This is a genomic window from Kitasatospora mediocidica KCTC 9733, assembly GCF_000744225.1.
GTDB classification, from domain to species: Bacteria; Actinomycetota; Actinomycetes; order Streptomycetales; family Streptomycetaceae; genus Kitasatospora; species Kitasatospora mediocidica.
Window position 1 is genome coordinate 1,198,984 of the sequence record NZ_JQLN01000007.1, and the last position, 22,663, is coordinate 1,221,646.

The following is a 22,663-nucleotide window of genomic DNA, read 5'->3' on the forward strand; positions in this document are numbered from 1 at the left end:
AAGGCAACGGTTTGGCAGCGCCCGACCCCGGTGTCGGAGCGCCCGCGCCAGGGCATGCCGAACCGCCCGAGCACCTCGCTCGGGCGGTTCGGCGGGCGTCCCTACTTCTGCACGAACACCGCCACCGTCCGCGCCGGCACGGTGAACGTCCCTGTCGCCGGGTCGAAGGCGGACTGCTTGACCACCGGGTCGGAGCCTGCCGCCTGCGCCGGGTGCAGCGCCTCGGCGGAGCCCTTCAGCGCGGCCACCGTCTGCGTCTGCGCCGTCGGCGTGGCGTTGAAGACGACGGTGATGCCCTTCTCCGCTCCCGCCAGGCCGGTGCCGTCCAGGTGCATGGTGATCACGCCGGGGGTCTCCCCTGGCGTGCCCGACAGCGGGTAGGAGAGCCGCTGCTGCACCTGGGCCGCCGTGGCGAGCGAGAAGAGCGGCGAGGACTGCTTGATCGCCAGGAACGCCTGGTACTGCGCGCTCGCGCCGGTGATCTGCGCGCAGCCGACCGTCAGCCGCGGGTCGGCCAGCAGCGCGCCCGCCGTCGGCCACATCGACTGGTTGTCGGCCGCCATCGGCAGTCCGTGCCCCCAGCCGTTGCCGTCGGCGCACTGCCAGTGGATCGCGTTGAACCAGTCGCCCGAATCGAAGGAGTTGCTGTCCAGCGACTTGGACCGCAGCAGGTCGCTGCCGGCCTGGGCGAACCCGGGACCCTCGGTGAGTGCGGTCAGCGAAAGCCCGAGCGCCTGCATCCGGGCCCGGTCGGCCGGCGAGGTGCCGGTCGGCAGCTTGTAGGCCAGCGCGTCGAACAGGTCGGTGTTGTCGTGCGCGTCGACGTACTCGACGGCGTCCCCTGGGTTGGCCGCGTAACCGGTGGGCGAGCCGCCGTAGTCGACTCCCGCGCCGGTGACGGGCTTTCCGGAGCTGTCGGTGAACGCGTAGCCGGCCAGGTCACCGGTCAGTCCGACCTTGATCTCGTCCATCTGGTGCAGCAGCGCGGCCTTCTGCTGGTCGGGCGTCCCGTTCGCGGCCGAGCCGTTGGGGTCGGTGAACAGGCCGGAGGCGAAGCCCTGTTGCGGCGCGGAGGAGAGCATGAAGTTCCCGCCGCGCCCGGCGTCGCGGATCCGGTCGTTGAAGGTGGCGATGCCGGTGCCGGCCATGTTCTGCTGGGTGGCCTGCTCGAAGCGCGCGTTGTTCGCCACCACGCCGAAGTTCCAGCCCTCGCCGTAGAGGAAGAGCGACGAGCCGTCGACCCCGTCCCGCTGCGGTGTCAACGTCCGCAGCGCGGACTGCACGTCGAGCATGGTCGACTTCGGGTCCAGGCCCATCAGGTCGAACCGGAACCCGTCCACCTTGTACTGCCTGGCCCAGGTGACCACGGAGTCGACGACCAGCTTGTCCATCATCGCGTGCTCCGGCGCGGTGTCCGCGCAGCAGCTGTCGGTGGTGACCGCGCCGGTGTCGCTGAGCCGCTGGTAGTAGCCGGGGACGATCCGGTCGAGCACCGAGCGCGGATCCTGCCCGGCCGCCGCCGTGTGGTTGTAGACCACGTCGAGCACCACCCGCAGCCCGACCTGGTGCATCGCCTGCACCATCTGACGGAACTGCACGGTCCGCCCGAGCCCGCTCGGGTCGGTGGCGTAGGCGCCCTCCGGCACCGTGTAGTGCACCGGGTCGTAGCCCCAGTTGTACGCGTCGTCGGCCTGCACGGCCGCCACACAGGCCTGCTGCTTGTCGCTGTCGGCCGCCAGCGCGGCCAGGTCACAGGCGGGCAGCTTCTGCTCGGAGGCGGGCGGGATCGAGGAGTTGTCGAAGGTGGGCAGCAGGTGGACGGTGGTGACGCCCGCCTTGGCGAGGTCGCGCAGGTGCTGCATACCGGCCGACTGCGACTGGGTGAAGGCCAGATAGGTGCCGCGCTCGGCGGCCGGCACGGTGCTGTCCGCCGCCGAGAAGTCGCGCACGTGCAGCTCCTGGATCTGCTGCTTGCCCGCCGGGATCGGCGCCGGGCTCCGACTGCCGTCCCAGCCCGCCGGCTTGGCCGCGGGGGCCGCCAGGTCGGCGACCAGGCTGCGCTGCGAGTCGGTGGAGAGCGCGACCGAGTACGGGTCGGTCACCAGGTTGACGACCTCCCGCTGGACGCTCGGCGCCCACACCTTCACCTGGAACAGGTAGTACCGGCCGTCCAGTTGGTCCCGGCCCGCGGTCAGCGACCAGATGCCGGTGGCGTCGTCGCGGTGCAGCGGGACGGTCCGGGGTGTCCCGCCCGTGGGGCCGTCGAAGAGCTGGACGGACACGTCGGCGGCGGTGGGCGCCCAGAGCGACAGGGTGACCTTGCGGTCCCACGGCCACCAGCTCGCACCGCCGCTGTACACCGGTCCGAGCGCCGCCTTCGCCGCCCCGCCCGCGTACAACGCGTCCAGGACGCCCGGGATCTGCACCCCGGTGGCGGCCAGCACGGCGCCGTTCGGCAGGTGTTCGGTGAAGGCCAGCTGGCTGCGCAGCGCCTTGGCCACCCGCCCGGTGTCCCTCGGGTCGACGCGGAAGGCGCGGTAACCGGCGAGGTTCGGGTACTTCTTCTTCTGCGCGTCCGTCAGGCCGCCCGCCACCGGGTCGAGCCGCAGCCAGTAACCCTGCTTGCTCAGCACCCCCTTGTCGACGGTGATGCCACCCGCCGGGTCGTAGACGAGCTGGGCGCTGGTGCCGCCGTTCAACTCCCCGTCGCCCGCGCCGTAGCCGGCCGGGACCACCACCGTGTTCGCGTCGATCCACTGCGCCTTGGACGTGCCCAGGTCGAGCTGCGCGCCGGTGGTCGCCACCTGCGGCAGCAGGTAGCCCGGCTGGCCGCCGAGCACCCAGACCTCGTGGCCGAAGGTGGCCAGGTCCAGCGACTGGTCGGCGCTCTGGTCCTTGGTGTCGCCGTTGTGCAGGATGTAGCTGAGGCTGGTCGCACCGGCCGCGAGCGGGACCTCGAAGACGTCCCCGAAGCTGTCCTGGCGGGCCGGCTGCAGCGGGCTGGTCCAGTCGGTCGGCGTGGCCGCGCCGGTCCAGTCGTGCAACCCCCAGCCGGCGTACGCGCCGTCGGCCCGGTGGTAGTGGATCACCGCCATCCCGGCCGGCACCGTGGAGGCCGGGCCCGGATCCTGGGTGTAGACGGTCGGATCGCCGTCCTTGAGCCAGACCTCGCCGGTCGAGCCGACGTCGATGTGCCGGTCGGCCGAACCGTCCTTGGTGCCGTTGTTCTCGACGATGAACCCGACGTCCGAGGCCGCGCTGTTCAACTTGACGTACGCGAAGGCGCCGTACGCGTCACGCCCGGTGAACGGGTGCCCGGCGGGCCAGCTGGTGCCCTCGCCGTCGGCGATGTCACCCCAGGCGTAGAGGTTCCAGCCGTCGTAGTCGCCGTCCTTGCGCTGGTAGTGGACGACGGCGTACGGGTGCGCGGTGGCGGTCGGCGGCGGCTGCGGGGCGGGGGTGCCGCTGGTGAAGCTGCCGGTGGTGGAGCGCAGGTGGCCGCTGGAGTCCTGGACGACCGCCTTGTAGTGCACGACCGTGCCGGGGGCGACGCCGCTCAGGTCCTGCGTCACCTTGTCCACGCCGGTGTCGGAGCCGCCCAGGGTCTGCCAGGGGCCGTTGCCGACCTCCGCGGCGAAGGTGACGCGGTGGAAGTCGGACCCGTCGACGTTCGCGCCCACGGTCACCGTGCCGGTGGAGCCGGCGGCAGGCGCGCTCAGCGTGATGGCGGGCGCGGAGGCTGACGGGGCGAGCCGACCGGCCGCCTTGTAGACCACCGAGGAGAGCGCCGGAACGGTCACCGTCACCTTGCGGTCGGCGCCGCTGGTGAGCCGCTGCCCCCCGCTCGGGTAGAGCTGGTCGAAGCCCATCGCGGCCGAGTAGGTGTCCAGCGTGACGGTCTTCGGCTCGGTCGCGTTGTTGACCGCGACCAGGTACTCCACCTGCTGCTTGGCGTCGATCCGGGAGAACGCGTAGACGCCCGGCCCGTCGGCGGCGTACCGCTGGACCTGCGCGCCGTCCGCCAGCGCGGGGTTCGCCCGGCGCAGTGCGGCGAGGTCGGCGATGCCCTGGTAGAGCGGGCCGCTCTGGCCGTAGCGGTCGGCCGGGCCCGGGGTCCCGCCGATCACCGCGTCGCTGTTGTAGGAGGCGACCTTCGAGGCGAACATGTCCTGCCGCGCGTCCTTGTCCCCGCCCGGACCGGTGAAGCCCTGCTCGTCGCCGTAGTAGACGACGGGCTGGCCGCGGGTCAGGAACTGCAGCTGGTCGGAGAGCTCGTCCTTGGCGAGCAGCGTGGCCGGGTCCGCGCCCGGGTTGTCGGCCTGCAGGAAGCCGCCGATCCGGCCCATGTCGTGGTTGCCGGTGAAGGTCGGCAGCTCGTAGGCGTTGGCGTCGGCCGTGGTGTACCGGTAGTCCTGCGCGTACAGCGCGGCCAGCGCCTGGGCGGAGCCGCCCTGCGAGACGTAGCGCCGGGCGGCGTCCTGGAACGGGAAGTCCAGGGTGGCCTGCAGCTTGCCCTTCGTCACGTACGGGGAGGTGACCGCCGGGTCGGCGTCGTAGACCTCGCCGAACATGAAGAAGTTCTTGTTGCCCTGCTTGGCGGCGTAGGCCTTGAGCGCGGGCGCCCACTGCTGCCAGAAGGCCATGTTCACGTTCTTGACGGTGTCGATCCGGAAGCCGTCGACGCCGGTCTGCTTGACCCAGTCCTGGTAGATCTTCTCGAAGCCCTGGACGACCTTGGGGTTCTGGGTGTCCAGGTCGTCCAGCCCGGAGAAGTCGCCCTCGGTGCCGGACTCGCCGGCGAAGGTCGAGTCGCCGCGGTTGTGGTAGAGCGACGGGTCGTTCAGCCAGGCCGGCGTCTTGGCCTTGGGGTCGGTGACGACCGGGGTGTACGGGAACGAGTTCGCGGTCAGCTTCGGGTAGGCGGTGCTCCCGGTGGCCGCGTCGGCGTCGGCGACCGCCGTCTCGTCGACCGGCGCGCCGTCCTGGTCGAGGGTGGGGTAGGCGCCCGTCGAGCGGTAGGCGCTGCCCGGCTCGGTGTGGTCGATGACGTCGGCGGTGTGGTTGGTGATGACGTCGAAGAAGACCTTGATGCCTCGGGCGTGCGCCTTCGCTATCAGCTCCTTGAGCTGCGCGTTGGTGCCGAAGTGCGGGTCGACCTGGGTGAAGTCGGTGATCCAGTAGCCGTGGTAGCCGGCCGAGGCGGCGTCCCCGGTGCCCTGGACCGGCTTGTTCTTGAAGATCGGCGCCATCCAGATCGCGGTGGTGCCGAGGTTCTGGATGTAGTCGAGCTTGTCGATCACGCCCTGGAGATCGCCACCGTGGTAGAAGCCCTTGTCGGTGGGGTCGAGGCCGTTGTCCATCCGGCTGCCGGTGATGCCACCGGTGTCGTTGCCGGTGTCGCCGTTGGCGAAGCGGTCCGGCAGGACGAAGTAGTACTGCTCACGGGTCAGGTCGTGCCGGTCGGCCGCGGCGGCCAGCCGCTGGTCCGAGGGCGGCGGCGGCGCGGCGGCGGCCGTGGCGAGCGGGGCCGCACCGAGCGTGGCGGCCGTCAGCACGACGGCCAGCAGCACCCCGCTCGGTGGTCGGCTCCGGCCGGATCTCGTTCGGGCGGTCGTGCTCCGGGCAGGGCGGAGCTGAACAGCGGCCACAGCGGGCTCCCTTGGGCGGGACGTCGTCGTCGAGTGGCTGGACGCTAGCGGCTGCAATATGTTTCAGCAAGATGCTGAAAGGATTTCCATCGTTCGCTCCACCGCCACCCGAGCAGGGCACCCCTGTCCCCTGCCAGCCTGCTGGCGCCCCTGACCGGGGGAACCGTCACCAGGGGGGCCGCCTCGCCGAGGACGTTGCGAACGAGTAACAATGGAACGCATGTGTGTCTCTCCGACGCGCTCTACTCGCGCGACCCGTGCCGCTTCCCCCCACGCCGGTCGGGGTAGCCAACTAGCACTGTGGGAGGACAGCCGGTGACGAATCCACGACCAGAGGATGATCGGACGGCCACGGAACGTCTGGCAGACTTCTCGTTCATGGGGGAACCGACCGAGAACCATGAGCCTGGCGCCGACCGTACCGCCACGGCAACCGGAGGCGGTTCCGTCGCAGCACCTCGCCCCAGCGACGAGGGAGCCGACGGAGCCACCGGGAGCACCGGCCTGCGGGGCGCGACCGCACTGCGCACCCGGATCGGCGCCCAGCGCCGCCGGCCGGTACGCCCGCGGCTGCTCTTCGAACTCGCCCTGATCGGCATCAGCTACTGGCTGTACTCGCTGGTCCGCAACGCGGTCCCCGAGCAGCAGTCGATCGCCGAGAAGCACGCCTCCTGGATCTGGCACCTGGAGCAGAACCTCGGCGTCGCCGTCGAGCGCTCGATCAACCACGGCGTGAACTCGGTCGGCTGGCTGATCGTGGGGATGAACTACTACTACGCGACGCTGCACTTCATCATGACCATCGGCGTCCTGGTCTGGCTGTACCGACGCCACCCCGGCCGGTACGCGGCCAGCCGCACGGTGCTCTTCGTGACCACCGGCATCGCCCTGGTGGGCTTCTACTTCTTCCCACTGGCCCCACCGCGCCTGCTGACCAACGGCGGCTTCATCGACACCGTCGAGGTCCACCACACCTGGGGCTCGCTGGCCTCGGGGGCCGGCGCCAGCGTGTCCAACCAGTTCGCGGCGATGCCCTCGATGCACATCGGTTGGTCGCTCTGGTGCGGCCTGACGCTCTTCTTCCTGGCCGAACGGGCCTGGGTGCGGGCGCTGGGACTGCTCTACCCGGCGGCGACCCTGATGGTGATCATCTCGACCGCCAACCACTACTGGATGGACGCCCTGGGCGGCGCACTCTGCCTGGGCATCGGCTTCCTGGCCGCCCGGTTGATCTACGACCGCTGGGCCTTCCAGTTCCCGCAGATCCCCGCCTCCTGGCAGACCGCCACGCCCCCCGCGGTACCCGAGCAGCGGCCGAGCCCGATCGGCGCCGGCAGCCGCTGACGCCGGCGGCCCGCCCCCCGCGTCACCCGTAGAAGAGCCGCTCCACCACGCTGCGCGCCCGCCGCGTGGTGCGCCGGTAGTCGTCCACCAGTTCGCCGGAGTGGCCCTCCCCGTACCCGAGGTAGCGGGCCACTCCGGCCAGCTCGCGCGCCTCGCCGGGGAAGCTGTCGCCCGGCCGCCCGCGCACCAGCATCACCGCGCTGCGCACCCGCGAGGCCAGCACCCAGGCGGCGTCCAGCACCTCGGCGTCCTCGACCGCCAGCAGCCCGGCGTCGTGTGCCGCGAGCAGCGCCCGCCTGGTCCGGGTGGTGCGCAGCCCGTGCAGCTCGTGCCCGTGCTGGAGCTGGAGCAGCTGCACCGTCCACTCGACGTCGGCCAGGCCGCCGCGGCCGATCTTGGTGTGTGTGGTCGGGTCGGCGCCGCGCGGCAGCCGCTCGCTCTCGATCCGCGCCTTGATCCGCCGGATCTCCATCAGGTCCCGCTCCGGCACGCCCTGCAGCGGGTAGCGCAGCGGATCGATCAGCGCGCGGAACCGCTCACCGAGCTCGACGTCCCCGGCGATCGGCTCGGCCCGCAGCAGCGCCTGGCTCTCCCAGACGTGCGACCAGCGCGCGTAGTACGCCGCGTACGAGCCCAGGGTGCGCACCAGCGGCCCCTGCCGGCCCTCCGGACGCAGGTCCGCGTCGACCAGCAACGGCGGCTCGGTGGACGGCGCGGCCAGCAGGGTGCGCAGCTCGTTGCAGACCGCCCGGGCGGCCCCGGCCGCGTCGTGCTCGGTGCCGGGGAGCGGTTCGTGGACGAAGAGCACGTCCGCGTCCGAGCCGTAGCCCAGTTCGTGGCCGCCGAACCGGCCCATCGCGATCACCGCGATCCTGGTCGGCAGCGGTTCGCCGTGCGCCGCCTCCCAGCCGGCCGTGCAGGCCGCCAGCGCGCCCTGCAGAGTGGCGGCGTTGAGCGCGGTGAGCGCCCCGGCGGCGGCCTCCAGGGCCTGGCCCGGATCGTCGCCGAACCGGCCGATCACATCGGCCGCGGCGGTCCGGAAGAGCTCCCGGCGGCGCACCGAACGGGCCGCCACGACGGCCGCGCCGGGCTCGGGCGCGCGGCCGACCGCGGCGAGGATCTCCTGCTCCAGCGCCGCCCGGCCGCGCGGCTCCAGGCCCTGCGGATCGCCCAGCATCGCCACCGCCTCGGGGGCGCGCAACAGCAGGTCGGGCGCGAGCCGCCCGGCCGACAGGATCCGGGCCAGCTGCTCGGCGGCGGCGCTCTCGTCGCGCAGCAGCCGCAGGTACCACGGGGTGCGGCCGAGCGCGTCGGAGACCTGCCGGAACCCCAGCAGCCCGGCGTCCGGGTCGGCGGAGTCGGCGAACCAGCCGAGCAGCACCGGCAGCAGCGTCCGCTGGATGGCGGCCTTGCGGCTGACCCCGGCGGCCAGCGCGCCCAGGTGGCGCAGCGCCGCCGACGGGTCCGCGAAGCCGAGCGCCTCCAGCCGGGCCTTGGCCGCCGCCGAGCTCATCGCCGCCGTCCCGGGGGTCAGCGCCTCCCCCGCCGAGAGCCCGGCCACCGCGTCGAGCAGCGGCCGGTAGAAGAGCTTCTCGTGCAGCCGCCGGACCTCCAGCGCGTGCCGCTTCCACTCCCGTTCCAGCGCGGCCACCGGGTCCGCCTTGGTGTCGTCGTTGATCATCGACGCCATCGAGCGGGCCAGCCGGCGCAGGTCGGCCGGGTCGGTGGGCATCAGGTGGGTGCGGCGCAGCCGGTAGAGCTGGATCCGGTGCTCCAGCGAGCGCAGGAAGCGGTAGGCGGAGTCCAGCGAGGCCGCGTCCGCCCGCCCGACGTAGCCGCCGGCCGAGAGCGCGGCGAGCGCCTCCAGGGTGTTGGCGCTGTGCAGTGCCGGATCGGTGCGGCCGTGCACCAGTTGAAGCAGCTGGACGGAGAACTCGACGTCCCGCAGGCCGCCCGGGCCCAGCTTGAGCTGGCGGTCCAACTCGGTGGCCGGGATCGCCTCGACCACCCGGCGGCGCATCCGCTGCACGTCCGCGACGAAGTTCTCCCGCTCGGCCGCCTGCCAGACCATCGGCGCCAGCGCCTCGACGTACGCCTCACCCAGCGCCGCGTCCCCCGCGACCGGGCGGGCCTTGAGCAGCGCCTGGAACTCCCAGGTCTTGGCCCAGCGCTGGTAGTACGCCAGGTGGCTGGCCAGCGTGCGTACCAGCGGCCCGTTGCGGCCCTCGGGGCGCAGATTGGCGTCCACCGGCCAGATCGTGCCCTCCCCGGTGGTGTCCGAGCAGAGCCGCATCATCCTGGCGGCCAGCCGGGTGGCGGCCTGGAGTGCGCGGTGCTCCTCGACGCCCTCGCGGGCCTCGGCCACGAAGATCACGTCCACGTCGGAGACGTAGTTGAGCTCCCGGCCGCCGCACTTGCCCATCGCGATCACCGACAGCCGGCAGGCGTCGGCGGCCTCCGCGTCCTGTTCGGCGGCGATCGCCAGGGCGGTCCGCAGCGTGGCGGCGGCCAGGTCGGCCAGCTCGGCGGCGGCCTTGGCCAGGTCGGTGGTGGCGGTCAGGTCGCGGGCGGCGATGGTCAACAGGCAGCGGCGGTAGCCGGCCCGCAGCGCGTCGGCGGGGTCGCCCGGGTGGGCCGCGACCCGCTGGGTCAGCTCGTGGTGGAACTCGGCGGTGCCCGGGTGCATGTCGAAGACGTCGAAGGTGACCAGGGCGTGCCAGTCGCGCGGATGCACCGCCAGGTGGTCACCGAGCGCGGCGGACGCCCCCAGGACGCTCAGCAGCCGGTCGCGCAGCGGCTTGGAGGTGGTCAGCGTGTCGCGCAGGGCGTGCCGCTCGGACTCCCCCAGCGCCTCCAGCAGCCGGGCCAGGCCGAGCAGGGCGAGGTCGGGGTCGGCGGTGGCACCCAGTGCGTCGAGCAGCACCGCGTCGTCGGCCAGCCCGGTCAGGGCGGGAGCCGAGAGCCGCCGGACGGCCGCCTCGGGGTCCGTGAAGCCACGGCGTACCAGCCGGACCTCCGGCCTGCTGGTACGGCTGCCCGCTGCCGTCATCCGGCGCCTCCTCGTATCCGACTGATCATTTTTGTAGCGTAGATGTTCGTCAGGCTCATTCCCCAGCCCGAGCGAGTGACTCACCGGCCGGTCGAACCGTTAGGCCCAGGTGTCCTCCTCCTCGCGCGCCCGGCTGCCCTCCCTGACGGGACTGCGCTTCTGGGCGGCCCTGCTGGTGGTGCTCTATCACCTCAGCCGCCAGCTGGGCCCGTTGCCCGGGATCGGGCCGCTGGTCTGGTACGGCCGCAGCGGGGTGACCTTCTTCTTCGTGCTGTCCGGCTTCGTCCTCGCCTGGACCTACGACGCCGCCGAGGTGGGCGCGGTCCGCTTCTACCGCCGCCGGCTCGCCCGGATCTGGCCGTTGCACGCGCTGACCACCGCCCTGTCGCTGGCGGCCTACGCGGCGATCGGCGCCACGGTGCCGGTCGGCGCCGCGCTCTGGTCGCTGCTCCTGGTGCACCCCTGGGTGCAGGACCTCGCCAAGGGCGGCAATCCGGCCTCCTGGTCGCTCGGCGACGAGGCATGGTTCTACCTGCTGCTCCCCGGCCTGCTGGCGCTGCTGCGCGGACGGGCCCGGCTCTGGCTGCCGCTGGCACTGCTCTGCGCGGCCGCCGGCCCGGCGCTCTGGTGGAGCGGTTCGCTGACCCACGACACCGCCCTGCGCTGGTGGCTGCTCGACTACCTGCCGCTCTCGCGCACGCCGCAGTTCGTGCTCGGCGTGCTGGCCGGACTCGCGGTGCGCCGCGGCCGGCTGCCCCGACTGCGGGCCCGCTGGTGGGCGGCGGCGCTGGTCGGCTGGCACCTGCTGCTGGTCCCGTGGTCGCAGGCGGCCGGCGACGACCGCTGGTACGGACCGTACTCGGCCGCCCAGCTGGGCCCCGCCGTGCTCTTCGCCGGGCTGATCACGGCGGTCGCCCAGCGCGACCTGGCCCGCGCCCCGGGCCTGCTGGGCAGCCGCTGGGCGGTCCGGCTCGGGCACTGGTCGTACGCGTGGTACCTGGTGCAGGAGATCGTGCTGCGACTCTGGCTGCACCGGTTCGGCCAACCCTCCCCCGGCCCGGCCACCGCCGCCGTCTGGCTGCTGCTGACCGCGCTCACCCTGGCCGTCGCCGCCCTGCTCCACCACACGGTGGAAGTCCCCTGCGAACGCCGGCTGCGCGGTGGACGCGCCACGCCCCCGGCCACCGGGGTACCGGCGGCGCGGGGGCGCGAGGAGCACGGGGAGGATCAGCTGGCGTCGTCGCTGTCGTCCAGGTTGAGGTAGGTGTAGGCGGCGCCGACCTGGTAGCCGTCCTTCGCGGTGTTGAACCGCATCCGCAGGTCGGTGTCGCCGGGCCGGATCAGCTTGGAGATGTCGAACCGGTCGGCGTCCAGTCCGAAGGTGTTGTTGTAGTTCGGGACCCGCTTGAACCTGTCGGCCGGCGAGGTCTCGGTGATGGTCGAGTTCATGATGTCGTCGGCCGGGTTCTCCGCGTCGCTGAGCTGCGTCTCGGGGCCGTTGGTGGTCTTCACCGAGAGCGAGTCCCCGGTGTAGGTCCGGTCGCCGTCGTAGGCCACGTAACCGAGCTTGGCGCCCATCTTCGACCCGTCCGCCGGCACGTTGAAGCCGTTCAGCTTGACGTCGATCGGCGGCGAGTTGGGAAGCTCGACCTGGAAGCCGTCCCACAGGTTGATCCGCCGCAGCGGCTTGTTGCAGTTCTCGTACGCCACGACCAGCGTCCAGCTGCCCCAGCTGTGCGGCTTGACCACCGAGTCGAGGTTGGCCACCTCGTAGGTGCCGTTGCCGGCTCCCTTGACGATGTCCGTCACGTCGGCGGACGCCTGGTAGGCGGTCTCCTCGGTGGTGTTGATCTGACCGATGTTGCTCTGCCCGCCGTCGTTGGCGATGTCACGGAAGTCGCTGTCGCCCGGGGCCTTGAAGTAGACCTCGTCGACCTGGCTCAGCGGCAGCACGTCGGTACCGATACCGCGGGTGCCGCCCCAGTACAGCCGGGCGTACTTGATGTCGGACTGGTCGGCCAGCTTGAGGTCGGCCGAGCTGGACGAGTAGATCTCGTCGCCGAGCGGGCCGATGGTGCCGGGCTGCTCGATGTTGACGTACTTCATCGGGTAGTTGTTGTTGAAGATCCCCTGGCCGACGCCCCGGCGCGCGTCCTCGCAGGACGCCACCCCGGCCTTGACCGGCGGCTTGGTCTCGTCACAGGTCATCAGCGTGTTGGCGATCCGGGTGATCGAGCCGTGCATGTCGGCCTGGAACCGGGTGGTGAGCGGGATCTGGTGCTCGCTCAGCACCGGCGCGTTCGGGTCGTCACGGTGCGACGCCCCCGGGCCACCACGCTCGACGGCGCCGGCCGGTACAGCCGTGACCGGCTGGGCGCCGGCCGCCGGAACGGTGAGGAACTGGGCGGCGGCGGCGGCCGTCGCGGCGGCGGCGACTCCGCAACGACGAGCCAGCGTGCGCGCGTCTGCGGCACGCCCTGCGGTAGGGGACATGAGCACCTCTCGATTCGGACCCGGAACACCCCGGATCACCGGTCGCAGCGCCCCTCGTGAGGGCGCTACCCCCATCGCAGCACGAACCCTCTGTGCCTGCCCTGTTACGTTCAGCCATTGGTGATCGGTCGGAATCCGTCACCCGGCCCCGCTCGGTCGTACGGGAACAACCCCTTCCGCGCGGGCTGCACGACGAACGGGCCCGGGCCGGCGACTTCGTGTCGCCGGCCCGGGCCCGTTCGCCGAGCGGTTACAGCACCTGGAGGTTCTTGCGCAGCTCGAACGGGGTGACCTCGGAGCGGTACTCCTCCCACTCCTGGCGCTTGTTGCGCAGGAAGAAGTCGAAGACGTGCTCACCGAGGGTTTCCGCGACCAGCTCGCTACGCTGCATCAGGTCGATCGCCTCGCCGAGGTTCTGCGGCATCGGCTGGATGCCCATGGCGCGGCGTTCGGCGTCGGAGAGCGCCCAGACGTCGTCGTCGGCGCCCGGGGGGAGCTCGTAGCCCTCCTCGATGCCCTTGAGGCCGGCGGCCAGGGTGACGGCGTACGCGAGGTAGGGGTTGCAGCCGGTGTCGAGGGAGCGGACCTCGATGCGGGTGGAGCCCTGCTTGCCGGGCTTGTACATCGGGACCCGGATCAGCGCGGAGCGATTGTTGTGACCCCAGCAGATGTACGAGGGGGCCTCGCCGCCGGCGCCCGCGGTGCGCTGCGAGCCGCCCCAGATCCTCTTGTACGAATTGACCCACTGGTTGGTGACGGCGGCGGTCTCGGCGGCGTGGCGCAGCAGGCCGGCGATGAAGGAGCGGCCGACCTTGGAGAGTTGGTACTCCGCGCCGGTCTCGTGGAAGGCGTTGCGGTCACCCTCGAAGAGCGAGAGGTGGGTGTGCATGCCCGAACCGGGGTGCTGGGAGAACGGCTTCGGCATGAAGCTGGCGTGCACGCCCTGCTCCAGCGCGACCTCCTTCATGACCAGGCGGAAGGTCATGATGTTGTCGGCCGTGGAGAGCGCGTCGGCGTAGCGCAGGTCGATCTCCTGCTGGCCGGGGGCGCCCTCGTGGTGCGAGAACTCGACCGAGATGCCCATCGACTCCAGCATCGTGATCGCCTGGCGCCGGAAGTCGTGGCCCACCCCGCGCGGGGTGTGGTCGAAGTAGCCGGACTGGTCGGCGGGCTCGGGCGGGGTGCCGTCGTGCGGGAGGTTCTTGAGCAGGAAGAACTCGATCTCGGGGTGGGTGTAGAAGGTGAACCCGAGCGCGGAGGCCTTCTCCAAGGTGCGCTTGAGGACGAAGCGCGGGTCGGCGTAGGAGGGGGAGCCGTCCGGCATCATGATGTCGCAGAACATCCGGGCGGTGCCGGGCGTCTCCGAGCGCCAGGGCAGTATCTGGAAGGTGGTCGGGTCCGGCTTGGCGATCATGTCGGACTCGTACACCCGGGCGAATCCCTCGATCGCCGAGCCGTCGAAGCCGATGCCCTCCTCGAAGGCCTGCTCCAACTCGGCCGGGGCGACCGCCACCGACTTGAGGAAGCCGAGCACATCGGTGAACCACAGCCGGACGAACCGGATGTCACGCTCTTCGAGCGTACGAAGCACGAACTCCTGCTGCTTGCCCATGGGGACAGTCTCACCTCTGCTCTTTACGTTCGTGTTACGCCTGGGGCGATGGCGGAGCACCACGTCGGGCGTATGCACTATTGGGCCCATCATCGCGGATACGCGGGCCCACGGGCACCCAGGGCGGATGAACAGGTGGTCCCGGCCCCCCGACCCCCCATAGCGTCAGATCGACGATTACACTGGCGACATGCCCAGTCTCCGCCTCGCCCTGAGCCAGCTCGACCCCACCGTCGGCGCTATCGCGCACAACAGCGAGCAGGTGCTGCAGTGGACCAGGCGCGCCGCCGAGCGCGGTGCGCAGCTGGTCGCGTTCCCCGAGATGGTCCTGACCGGGTACCCGGTCGAGGACCTCGCGCTGCGCCGGTCGTTCGTGGACGCCTCCCGGGCCGCCCTGGTGGAGCTGGCCGCCCGGTTGGCCGCCGAGGGGCTCGGCGAGCTGCCCGTCGTGGTCGGCTACCTCGGCCGCTCCGAGCACGACTCCCCCAGGCTCGGCCGACCGGCCGGCTCGCCGCAGAACTGCGCGGCCGTGCTGCACCGCGGCACGGTGGCCACCCGGTTCGCCAAGCACCACCTGCCCAACTACGGCGTCTTCGACGAGTACCGCTACTTCGTCCCCGGCGACCAGCTCCCGGTGCTGCGGCTGCACGGCGTGGACGTCGCGCTGGCCGTCTGCGAGGACATCTGGCAGGACGGCGGCCGGGTCACGGCCGCCCGGGAGGCCGGCGCCGGGCTGCTGCTGGTGATCAACGGATCGCCGTACGAGCGCAACAAGGACGACCAGCGGCTCGCTCTCGTGCAGCGCCGGGCCGCCGAGGCGGGCTGCACGCTCGCGTACCTGAACATGGTCGGCGCGCAGGACGAGCTGGTCTTCGACGGCGACTCGCTGGTGGTCCAGGCGGACGGTCAAGTACTGTCCCGTGCACCGCAGTTCGAGGAGAGCCTGATCGTCCTGGACCTGGAACTGCCGGCCGCGACCTCGGACCACACCGACGGACTGCTGCTCGGCGACGGCCTGCACCTGGTCCGTACCGAGCTGGGCGGCGAACCGGCCGGACGCCCGCAGGAGCCGGCGGTCGCGCAGATCGCGCCGCGGATCGACGACGAGGCGGAGATCTACGCCGCGCTGGTCTCGGGCACCCGGGCGTACGTGCGCAAGAACGGCTTCACGTCGGTGCTGATCGGACTCTCCGGCGGCATCGACTCGGCGCTCGTGGCCGCCATCGCGGTGGACGCCGTCGGCGCCGGGAACGTGCACTGCGTGTCGATGCCCAGCCGGTACTCCTCGCAGCACTCCCGCGACGACGCCGCCGAGTTGGCCCGCCGCACCGGACTGAACTTCCGTACCGTCTCGATCGCCCCGATGTTCGACGCCTATACGGGTGCACTCGAACTGACCGGCCTGGCGGAGGAGAACCTGCAGTCCCGGCTGCGCGGCACGCTGCTGATGGCGATCTCCAACCAGGAGGGCCACCTCGTCCTCGCGCCGGGCAACAAGAGCGAGTTGGCGGTCGGCTACTCGACCCTGTACGGCGACTCGGTGGGCGCCTACGGCCCGATCAAGGACGTCTACAAGTCGCTGGTCTTCCGGCTCGCGAAGTGGCGCAACGAGGCGGCCGCCGAGCGCGGCGAGACCCCGCCGATCCCGGAGAACACCATCCTCAAGCCGCCCAGCGCCGAGCTGCGGCCGGATCAGGTGGACAGCGACTCGCTGCCCGACTACGACCTGCTGGACTCGATCCTGGACGCCTACATCGAGGGCGACCAGGGCCGCGACGCCATCGTGGCGCTGGGCTTCGAGGCGGCCGTGGTGGACCGGGTGGTGCGGCTGGTGGACACCGCCGAGTACAAGCGCCGGCAGTACCCGCCGGGCCCGAAGATCTCCGCGAAGGGCTTCGGGCGCGACCGCCGGCTGCCGATCACCAACGGCTGGCGGCGGGGCTAGGCCGCCGTCAGTAGCGGTAGTCGGCGGCGATCGCCCGGTGGTCGCTGCCGTCTGCCGCCAGCACCCAGGAGTCGGTGGGGGTCAGGCCGCGGCTCATGATCTGGTCGATCCGCGCCATCGGGAAGGCCGACGGCCAGCTGAAGCCGAAGCCGCTGCCCGCCGTCCCCTGGGCCGACCGCATCTGCGAGGTCACCGGCGCCAGGCTGCGGTCGTTCATCGTGCCGTTCAGGTCGCCGAGCAGCAGGACCTTCTTCAGCTCCTCGGCCTGGATGGCGTCGCCCAGCGCCTGGGCGCTGACGTCGCGCTGGTCCGCGGTGAAGCCCGCGTCGAACTTCACCCGGACGGACGGCATGTGCGCCACGTACACCGCCACCGGCCCCTTCGGGGTGGTCACCTCGGTGCGGAAGGCCCTGGTCCAGCCGATCCTGATGTCCACCACCCGGGTGTCGCCGATCGGGTACTTGGACCAGAGCCCGACCGTGCCCTCCACCACGTGGTACGGGTAGGCGGGGGCCAGGCCCGACTCGTAGGTGGTCAGCGCGGCGCCGGTCAGCTCCTCCAGCGCGACGATCTGCGCGCCGGAGCCGGTCACCAGCTTCACCGTCCCGGCCGGGTCGGTGTTGCCGGCCTCGACGTTGTGGGTGAGCACCGTGAAGTCGCCGTGCCCGGTGCTCTTGTCACTGAGCAGGCCGCCGAACAGGTTCACCCAGACGGCCGCCGGCAGCAGCAGCGCCAGCAGGGCGGTCGCCGAGCGGCGCCAGAGCGCGAACCCGAGCAGCACCGGGACGACCAGCAGGCCCAGCCAGGGCAGGAAGGTCTCCAGCAGGCTGCCGAGGTTGCCGACCGAGTTCGGCAGCTGGGCGTGGAAGGCCAGCAGCAGGGCGATCAGCACGGCCAGCACCGCGAGCACCCACCCGCGCCGCCAGGTGGAGCGGCCGCGGCGGTCGGTGCCCCAGCTCCACCGGGCGGACGGGCTCCCGGTGGGCTGCTGCTCGTCGCCGTCCGTCGGCGCCCATGCTTCGCCGGCCTGCGTCATACCGTGACCCCTTGGTGCTCGCGTACGGTCCGGGCCGTGCCGAGATTCGGTGCAAATGATCGGATTCTCGGCCCACCCTATGACGGGACAGACGCTCGACCGGTCACGGCGGGTTGCGGCGCGGTCCGGATTACCCGCCCGCGGGGAGGTGAGCTGGACCACCCAGGCCGGAGAGCAGCGCGTCGACCATGGTGACCGGGAGCGCCGGATCGTCCAGCGGTGAGTCGTCCCACAGGACGGTGCGCACGAGCATCGCGCCGACCAGCATCTCGGCCAGCAGGTCGAGGTCGAGGTCGGCCCGGAACTCGCCGGAGGCGACGCCTCGCCGGGCCACGTCCCGGATCACCTGGCGACGGCGCTGGATCACCCGGTCGTAGTACACGCTCTTCAGCTCGGGCAGCGAGTGCAGCTGGTGGAAGATGACCATCAGCACCCAGCGCGAGCGCTTGTTCAGCCCGCGCCGCCGCATGTACTCCAGCGTCTCGATCAGGTCGTCCCGGGCGCTGCGCCCGCTCAGCTCCGGCTCCGGGGTCTCCAGCTTGACGACGGCGTCGACCAGCAGGGCCTCCTTGTTGGGCCAGCGCCGGTAGATGGTGGCCTTGCCGACCCCGGCAGCCTGCGCGATGCCCTCGATGGTCAGCTCTCCCAGGCCGGTGCCGTCCATCATCAGCTGCTCGATGGCCGCGAAGATGGCCTGCTCCGCCGCCTCCGAGCGCGGACGCCCTCGCCGTGGAGCCGCGCAGAGCGGCTCCACGGCGAGGGCGCTGGGAGAGGCTTGACGATCCGTGTCCATGCTCCCATTCTCCATCGGACCGGTCAGGCCTTCGCCTGCCGCACCGGCTCGGCGACGCGCGCCGCGTCCACGGGGGCGGCCGGAGCGGACGGTGCGCCGGTCACCTTGCCGGGCAGGAAGAACCAGGCCAGCAGCGCGCCGACCAGCGTCACACCGGCCGACAGGCCCGCGACCACGTGCATGGCGTGGATGAAGGAGTCGTACGCGGGGTGGACCAGCGCCTGGCCCTTGGGGCCGAGCGACCCGGCGACCCCGAGGGTGGCCTCGATCGACTCGCCGGCGGTCTGCCGCAGGCCCGCGGGGAGCCCGCTCAGGTGGTCGGTGATCCCGTTGCGGTAGACGGTGGAGAGCACCGCGCCCAGCACCGCGACCCCGAGCGAGCCGCCGACCTGACGGAAGGTGTTGTTGAGCGCCGAGCCCGCGCCGGCCTTCTCGCGGGGCAGCGAGCCCATGATGGCGACGGTCACCGGCGGCATCACGTGCGCCATGCCGGCGCCCATCACGAAGCCGATCACCTCCAGCACCCAGATCGGGGTGTCGGTGCCCAGCAGCAGGTAGCCGAGGAAGGCGATCGCGATCAGCGCCATGCCGCCGGCGCAGGTGGCGCGGACGCCGAGGCGGTCCACCACCAGGCGGGCCCGCGGCGCGAAGAGCAGCTGGGCGACGGCCAGCGGCAGCATCAGCGCGCCGGCGGCCAGCGGGCTGTAGCCGCGCACGCTCTGGGTGTAGAAGACGCCGAAGAACGAGACGCCCATGAGCGCGAAGAAGACCAGGCCGACCACGGTCACCGAGGTGGAGAAGGCCTTGTTGCGGAACCAGGTGATGTCCAGCGCGGGGTGGCTGGTGCGCTTCTCGTGGAAGACGAAGGCGACCAGTGCGGCCACGCCGATGAGCACCGGGACGACGGCCTTCGGGTCGGTGACGGAGGCCAGGTCGCCGCCCTTGATGATGCCGTAGATCAGCGCCACCAGGCCGATGATCGACAGCAGCACGCCGATCGGGTCGAGCTTGCCGGGGTTCGGGTCCTTGGAGTCCGGGACCAGCACGAACATCAGGACCAGGGCGACCGCCACGATCGGCACGTTGATCAGGAAGACCGAGCCCCACCAGAAGTGCTCGATCAGCAGGCCGCCGGTGATCGGGCCGATCGCGATGGCCAGGCCCACGGCGCCGGCCCAGATGCCGATCGCCTTCGGCTGCTCGCTGCGCTCGAAGACGTTCATGATGATGGCCAGCGTGGCCGGCATCACGAAGGCGCCGCCGAGGCCCATCACCGCGCGGAAGCTGATCAGCTCACCGGGCCCACTGGCGAGCGCGGAGAGCAGCGAGCCGACGCCGAACACCAGCATGCCCGCGAGCAGGGCCTTCTTGCGGCCGAACCGGTCACCGAGCAGCCCCGAGGTGAAGAGCAGTCCGGCGAAGACCAGGGTGTAGGAGTTGATCGCCCACTCGAGGTCGCTCTGGGTGGCGCCCAGGCCCACCGGGGCCGGGGTGGCGATGGTCTTCATCGCCACGTTGAGGATCGAGTTGTCCAGCACGACGACCAGCAGAGCGAGGATCAGCGTGCCCAGGATGGCCCAGCGGCGGCGGTGGATGGCCTCCGGCACGCGTGGTGGGGTGGCGGCTACTGCGGTGGTCATACGTGTGCCCCGTTCGGACGAAGAAGGTGTGCCGAGGTACTGCGAGACGCCTGCGTCTCGTAATTGCTCCCATCAGCGTAGCGCCTTTTCGATACGAGACGGACCCGTATCGAATAAACATTGGGCAACGACGCGGGGCTTTTGCGGTGCGGGGACGGCGTGCAAGCATGGAGGGGATCCGGGGACGCCGCACGGCGCCACGAGACGACAACCCTTCAGGAGCCAGTTCGATGAACGCTTCTCCGCTTTCGCCTGCCCAGACGCCGACCGCGGGTTCGGCCCCGGCCTCCACCTCGGTGGGCACCTCTCTCTACGGCGGGATCACCAACCGCCGCGTCACCGTCCGCGACCTGGCCGCCGCCAAGCAGCACGGCGAGCGGTGGGCGATGCTCACCGCGTACGACGCGCTCACCGCCGGCGTCTTCGACGAGGCCGGCATCCCGGTCCTGCTGGTCGGCGACTCGGCGGGCAACTGTCACCTCGGGTACGAGACGACCGTGCCGGTCACCATGGACGAGATGACGATGCTGTCCGCAGCCGTGGTGCGCGGAACGAAGCGCGCCATGGTCGTCGGCGACATGCCGTTCGGCTCCTACCAGGAGTCCCCCGCCCAGGCGCTGCGCAACGCGGCCCGGCTGATGAAGGAGGCCGGGGTCGGCGCGGTCAAGCTGGAGGGCGGCGAGCGCAGTGCCCGCACCATCGAGCTGCTGGTCGACGCCGGGGTGCCGGTGATGGCCCACATCGGCCTCACCCCGCAGTCCGTGCACGCGCTGGGCGGCTACCCCGTCCAGGGCCGCGGCGACGAGGCGGCGCACAAGCTGCAGCGCGACGCCAAGGCCGTCCAGCAGGCCGGCGCGTTCGCCGTGGTGCTGGAGGCCGTCCCGGCCGAGCTGGCGGCCCAGGTCACCGAGTCGCTGGCGGTCCCGACCGTCGGCATCGGCGCCGGTCCCGACTGCGACGCCCAGGTGCTGGTCTGGACGGACATGGCCGGGATGACCGCCGGACGGGTCCCGAAGTTCGTCAAGCAGTACGCCAACCTGCGCGCCGTACTCGGCGACGCCGCAAGGGAGTTCGCCGCCGACGTGACGGGCGGCAGCTTCCCGGCCGCGGAGCACAGCTTCCACTGACGCGGGCCGGGTAGGAACCGCGGGACCGGTATGACAGCCCGCTGTCGGTGGCGACAGCGCCCTGACAGCGGGCTGACAGCACGGCCGGACAACCTGGGGGCATGACACAGACCGCAACCGCCCCGAACGACCAGGGGCAGCAGCACACCGAGAGCCGGACCGACTCCGGCAACGCCGTGGAGGCCCGCGGCATCGTCAAGCACTTCGGCGAGACCAAGGCGCTGGACGGCGTCGACCTCACCGTCCAGCAGGGCACCGTGCGCGGCGTGCTCGGGCCGAACGGAGCCGGTAAGACCACGCTGATCCGGGTGCTCTCCACGCTGATCAAACCGGACGCCGGCAGCGCCTTCGTCGGCGGGTTCGACGTCCTGCGCCAGCCCAAGCAGCTGCGCCGCACGATCGGCCTGACCGGCCAGTACGCCTCGGTCGACGAACTGCTCTCCGGCTACGAGAACCTCTACCTGATCGGCCGGCTGCTCGACCTCTCGCGCAAGGAGGCCAAGGCCCGCGCCACCGAGCTGCTGGAGCGCTTCTCGCTCACCGAGGCCGCCAAGCGCGAGGCCAAGACCTACTCGGGCGGCATGCGGCGCCGGCTCGACCTGGCGGCGAGCATGATCGGCCGGCCCCAGGTGCTCTTCCTGGACGAGCCGACCACCGGCCTGGACCCGCGCACCCGCAACGAGGTCTGGGACGAGGTGCAGCGGATGGTCCGCGAGGGGTCGACCGTGCTGCTCACCACCCAGTACATGGAGGAGGCCGAGCAGCTGGCCGACGACCTCACGGTGATCGACCGGGGCCGGGTGATCGCCGCCGGGTCGGTGGCGGGCCTGAAGGCCCAGGTGGGCGGCCAGACCCTGCAGGTACGGGCCACCCACCCGGCCGAACTCCCGGAGATGGCCCGCTGCCTGGCCGAGGCCGGGATCCTCGGAGCGACCGTCTCGGCCGATGCCGGAGTGCTCGCGGTGCCGATCACCGGCGACGAGCAACTGACCGCCGTCATCGGGGTGCTGGGCACCCGCGGATTCGGCGTGGCGGGCATCGACACCCAGGTGCCGAGCCTGGACGAGGTCTTCCTCACCATCACCGGCAAGTCCGGCAGCGCACCGGCCGACAAGGAGACCCAGGCATGAGCACCGCGACCTACCCCGCCGCCACCCACCCCGCCGCCGCGGCCTACGCCGAGCCGGACAGCCGGATCGGCCTGGCCGGCAACCTGCGCCACATCGGCGCGCTGACCAGGCGCAACCTGGTACGGATCAAGGCCGACCCGGAGTCGATGCTCGACGCGCTGCTGGTGCCGATCATCTTCACCCTGCTCTTCGTCTACGTCTTCGGCGGCGCCGTCTCGGGCAGTCAGCAGGAGTACAAGCAGTACATGATCCCCGGGCTGCTCGGCACCACCGGCCTCAACCTGGCGATGGCCGTCGGGACCGGACTGAACACCGACTTCCAGACCGGCGTGATGGACCGCTTCCGGACCCTGCCGATCGCCCGCTCCTCGGTGCTGATCGGAAAGATGCTGGCCGAGGCCTGCCGCGGGATGATCTCCTTCGCCGTCCTGATCAGCTTCTCGCTGATCCTCGGGCTCCAGCTCAAGACCGGTCCGCTGGGAGTACTCGCCGCCGTCGGCCTCTCGATGGTCTTCGGCATGTCGATGGTCTGGATCTCGATGCTGCTCGGCCTGGTGATGCGCAGCGCCCAGGCCGTCCAGGGCGTGAGCATGATAGTGATCATGCCGCTGCAGTTCGGCAGTTCGATCTTCGCCCCGACCAGCACCATGCCGCACTGGCTGCAGACCTTCACCCGCTACAACCCGCTCTCCAACCTGGCGGACGCCTGCCGCAGCCTGATCAACGGCGGGCCGCTGGCCCACTCGGTGACCATGGTGCTGGTCTGGTCGGTGGCGGTCACCGCGATCACCGCGCCGCTGGCGGTGGCACGGTTCCGCAAGAAGGCCTGATCGGGCTGGTCAGCCA

General features: G+C 71.5%; 13 protein-coding genes. 6 read left to right on the forward strand and 7 right to left on the reverse strand.

Annotated elements, in window-relative coordinates:
- Nucleotides 1–101: 101 nt before the first annotated feature.
- A complete protein-coding gene (gene pulA / locus BS80_RS35610) occupies nt 102–5,570 on the reverse strand; it encodes a pullulanase-type alpha-1,6-glucosidase (RefSeq protein ID WP_198045697.1) in 5,469 nt (1,822 codons plus the stop codon).
- Between the two features lie 456 nt (nt 5,571–6,026).
- On the opposite strand from pulA, the gene BS80_RS35615 reads away from it, so the two are divergent.
- Nucleotides 6,027–6,992 (forward strand): phosphatase PAP2 family protein, encoded by a 966-nt coding sequence (locus BS80_RS35615; protein WP_083975728.1) that lies wholly within the window; start codon nt 6,027–6,029, stop codon nt 6,990–6,992.
- A gap of 22 nt (nt 6,993–7,014) precedes the next feature.
- Here the strand turns inward: BS80_RS35615 and BS80_RS35620 are convergent, their stop codons facing one another.
- On the reverse strand, nt 7,015–10,041 hold the full coding sequence (locus BS80_RS35620) for a bifunctional [glutamine synthetase] adenylyltransferase/[glutamine synthetase]-adenylyl-L-tyrosine phosphorylase (protein ID WP_035805774.1): 3,027 nt from the start codon (nt 10,039–10,041) through the stop codon (nt 7,015–7,017).
- 109 nt (nt 10,042–10,150) lie between these two features.
- Between BS80_RS35620 and BS80_RS35625 the strand changes: the two genes are divergently transcribed.
- On the forward strand, nt 10,151–11,305 hold the full coding sequence (locus BS80_RS35625) for an acyltransferase family protein (protein ID WP_051967627.1): 1,155 nt from the start codon (nt 10,151–10,153) through the stop codon (nt 11,303–11,305).
- Here BS80_RS35625 and BS80_RS35630 read toward each other — a convergent pair.
- Nucleotides 11,269–12,534 carry a hypothetical protein gene (locus BS80_RS35630; RefSeq protein ID WP_035805775.1) on the reverse strand — a complete coding sequence of 422 codons (1,266 nt, stop codon included), beginning with the start codon at nt 12,532–12,534 and terminating at the stop codon, nt 11,269–11,271. The two genes, BS80_RS35625 and BS80_RS35630, sit on opposite strands and share 37 nt — an antisense overlap.
- 250 nt (nt 12,535–12,784) lie before the next feature.
- A complete protein-coding gene (gene glnA / locus BS80_RS35635; protein ID WP_035805776.1) occupies nt 12,785–14,146 on the reverse strand; it encodes a type I glutamate--ammonia ligase in 1,362 nt (453 codons plus the stop codon).
- Nucleotides 14,147–14,336: 190 nt separating this feature from the next.
- Between glnA and BS80_RS35640 the strand changes: the two genes are divergently transcribed.
- Nucleotides 14,337–16,091 (forward strand): NAD+ synthase, encoded by a 1,755-nt coding sequence (locus BS80_RS35640; RefSeq protein WP_035805777.1) that lies wholly within the window; start codon nt 14,337–14,339, stop codon nt 16,089–16,091.
- 7 nt (nt 16,092–16,098) lie between these two features.
- On the opposite strand, the gene BS80_RS35645 is transcribed toward BS80_RS35640, so the two are convergent.
- The 3 genes from BS80_RS35645 to BS80_RS35655 form a co-directional block, all read right to left on the reverse strand.
- Nucleotides 16,099–17,127, reverse strand: coding sequence for an endonuclease/exonuclease/phosphatase family protein (locus tag BS80_RS35645; RefSeq protein ID WP_035805779.1), 1,029 nt, complete (start codon nt 17,125–17,127; stop codon nt 16,099–16,101).
- A gap of 130 nt (nt 17,128–17,257) precedes the next feature.
- Nucleotides 17,258–17,920 carry a TetR/AcrR family transcriptional regulator gene (locus tag BS80_RS35650; protein WP_083975730.1) on the reverse strand — a complete coding sequence of 221 codons (663 nt, stop codon included), beginning with the start codon at nt 17,918–17,920 and terminating at the stop codon, nt 17,258–17,260.
- A gap of 23 nt (nt 17,921–17,943) precedes the next feature.
- The gene (locus tag BS80_RS35655) at nt 17,944–19,560 is read right to left on the reverse strand and encodes a DHA2 family efflux MFS transporter permease subunit (RefSeq protein ID WP_035805783.1); all 1,617 of its coding nucleotides are present in this window, start codon (nt 19,558–19,560) and stop codon (nt 17,944–17,946) included.
- 230 nt (nt 19,561–19,790) lie between these two features.
- On the opposite strand from BS80_RS35655, the gene panB reads away from it, so the two are divergent.
- From panB to BS80_RS35670, 3 genes are all read left to right on the forward strand, one after another.
- Entirely contained in the window at nt 19,791–20,687 is an 897-nt protein-coding gene (gene panB / locus BS80_RS35660) for a 3-methyl-2-oxobutanoate hydroxymethyltransferase (RefSeq protein ID WP_083975732.1), read from the forward strand.
- Nucleotides 20,688–20,788: 101 nt separating this feature from the next.
- Nucleotides 20,789–21,817 carry an ATP-binding cassette domain-containing protein gene (locus tag BS80_RS35665; RefSeq protein WP_051967628.1) on the forward strand — a complete coding sequence of 343 codons (1,029 nt, stop codon included), beginning with the start codon at nt 20,789–20,791 and terminating at the stop codon, nt 21,815–21,817.
- Complete coding sequence (locus BS80_RS35670) at nt 21,814–22,647, forward strand: ABC transporter permease (RefSeq protein ID WP_035805788.1); 834 nt, start codon at nt 21,814–21,816, stop codon at nt 22,645–22,647. The genes BS80_RS35665 and BS80_RS35670 overlap by 4 nt, the downstream gene beginning before the upstream one ends.
- Nucleotides 22,648–22,663 lie beyond the last annotated feature (16 nt).

Bases quoted from the DNA above. Each gene is read 5' to 3' on its own strand.
- BS80_RS35615 (WP_083975728.1), top strand. From the start codon at position 6,027: ATGGGGGAACCGACCGAGAACCATGAGCCTGGCGCCGACCGTACCGCC.
- BS80_RS35620 (WP_035805774.1), bottom strand. From the start codon at position 10,041: ATGACGGCAGCGGGCAGCCGTACCAGCAGGCCGGAGGTCCGGCTGGTA.
- BS80_RS35630 (WP_035805775.1), bottom strand. From the start codon at position 12,534: ATGTCCCCTACCGCAGGGCGTGCCGCAGACGCGCGCACGCTGGCTCGT.
- glnA (WP_035805776.1), bottom strand. From the start codon at position 14,146: ATGGGCAAGCAGCAGGAGTTCGTGCTTCGTACGCTCGAAGAGCGTGAC.
- BS80_RS35640 (WP_035805777.1), top strand. From the start codon at position 14,337: ATGCCCAGTCTCCGCCTCGCCCTGAGCCAGCTCGACCCCACCGTCGGC.
- BS80_RS35645 (WP_035805779.1), bottom strand. From the start codon at position 17,127: ATGACGCAGGCCGGCGAAGCATGGGCGCCGACGGACGGCGACGAGCAG.
- BS80_RS35650 (WP_083975730.1), bottom strand. From the start codon at position 17,920: ATGGACACGGATCGTCAAGCCTCTCCCAGCGCCCTCGCCGTGGAGCCG.
- BS80_RS35655 (WP_035805783.1), bottom strand. From the start codon at position 19,560: ATGACCACCGCAGTAGCCGCCACCCCACCACGCGTGCCGGAGGCCATC.
- panB (WP_083975732.1), top strand. From the start codon at position 19,791: ATGAACGCTTCTCCGCTTTCGCCTGCCCAGACGCCGACCGCGGGTTCG.
- BS80_RS35665 (WP_051967628.1), top strand. From the start codon at position 20,789: ATGACACAGACCGCAACCGCCCCGAACGACCAGGGGCAGCAGCACACC.
- BS80_RS35670 (WP_035805788.1), top strand. From the start codon at position 21,814: ATGAGCACCGCGACCTACCCCGCCGCCACCCACCCCGCCGCCGCGGCC.